The following is a 1,689-nucleotide window of genomic DNA, read 5'->3' on the forward strand; positions in this document are numbered from 1 at the left end:
ATAAACTATGAGCCTTTTGTGCCATATTTTTCTCCTTTCGCTTTACAATTGACTTGAACACCTTTATTGTATCGCGTTCGGAGTTTTTGGGGTATAACCTTCGACGCGCACCCGCATAGCGAGTGGTTTTTTTGTCTCGCACCTAACGGAGCGAGACGGACTGAAAGTCACATAAAAAAAAGTTGGAGCTCAGTACTCCAACTTTTCTATTAAAATGTTTGGCGTTTAGCTTTACGCTCTGCACGACCGCGAGCACGACTTTCTGCACGCTTGGTTTTGCGGCGCTTTTCATCAACCGCCCATTGAATTTTCTTCTTATAACCCGGTTTGACTTTTTTCTTTTTCTTTTTAACCAGACCAATCATTTCGATATCAAGCTTATCTTGTTTTTTCTCACGGTTGGCACGACGATCACGGTCATAGGTATCTTGAAATTCCCCGTCTTTGACCATCTTCGGAGTAAATTTAATTCCTAATTTCTCCAACTCACGGATATCCGAGTCATCGCTTGGCTGATAAAGGGTAATAGCTGTACCTGGTAGGCCATTGCGTCCGGTACGACCAACACGGTGTACAAAGAAAGACAAGTCTTGCGGAATGGCATCATTGATGACATGGCTGACACCTTCAATGTCAATTCCACGCGCTGCCAAATCTGTTGCGACAATGTACTCAAAATCCAGATTTTTCACCTGATTCATAATACGCTTGCGCTCACGAGGGGCAATATCTCCATGAATCTTCGCTACCTTCAATCCTTGAGCAGTCAGATATGAATGCAATTCATCAGCACGTGTCTTAGTATTGACAAAAATCATTGCCAAATAAGGCTGCATCAACTGAGTCAACTGGTAAATTTGAGCATTCTTATCACGTCCCTTAGTAGAAATCAACCAATTATCAATGGTATCAGAAATGACCGTTTTGGTCTTGATTTTCTCCATGACAGGATTTGACAAGTATTTTTTCAAGAATGGTTGCAGTTTTTGTGGAATAGTCGCTGAGAAGACCATGAATTGCAAGTCTTTTGGAAGACTGCCAGCAATCTTATCAACAGTTTCCAAGAATCCCATATCCAAGGTCATGTCTGCTTCATCAACAACAAAGGTCTTGGCCTTGTGAATAGCCAAATCACCGGATTTAACCAAGTCGTAAATACGGCCTGGTGTTCCAATAACAATATGAGGCTGATTGCTTGCCAATTTCTCAATCTGACGAGCCTTATCCGTACCACCCACATAATTAACCACACGAACTTCCACTTCTGAGTGGGTTGCAATCTGACGAGCTGCTTGGTAAATTTGAGTAGCCAACTCACGGCTAGGTACAGTGATTACTGCTTGTACACTATCGCTAGATTCATCTAATTGCTGGAAAATCGGTAACAAGAAAGTATGAGTCTTACCTGAACCTGTTTTTGATTCTCCAACCAAATCTCTGCCTGCCAAGACAATGGGAATCAACTTATCTTGTACCTCTGTTGGAGTTGTAAATTTCAACTCCTGCAAGGCTTCTCTAATATAGTTTTTAAATTGAAATTTCGTAAATGACATAATATCCTCGATTCTATCTATCTTATCAATTATACCACATTTTATTCCATTTCAGTAGCCTCACTCATTTATACTCAATGAAAATCAAAGAGCAAACTAGGAAGCTAGCCGCAGGCTGTACTTGAGTACGGCAAGG

General features: G+C 41.2%; 1 protein-coding gene. It reads right to left on the bottom strand.

What is annotated here, in order from left to right; genetic code table 11:
* Positions 1-209 precede the first annotated feature (209 nt).
* The gene (locus HT714_RS09415; RefSeq protein ID WP_173226759.1) at positions 210-1,553 is read right to left on the bottom strand and encodes a DEAD/DEAH box helicase; all 1,344 of its coding nucleotides are present in this window, start codon (positions 1,551-1,553) and stop codon (positions 210-212) included.
* Positions 1,554-1,689 lie beyond the last annotated feature (136 nt).

This window comes from Streptococcus sp. 3705 (assembly GCF_013277145.1).
In the GTDB taxonomy this organism is placed as follows: Bacteria; Bacillota; Bacilli; order Lactobacillales; family Streptococcaceae; genus Streptococcus.

Coding starts and splice junctions, on each gene's coding strand:
- HT714_RS09415 (WP_173226759.1), bottom strand. CDS start 1,553: ATGTCATTTACGAAATTTCAATTTAAAAACTATATTAGAGAAGCCTTG.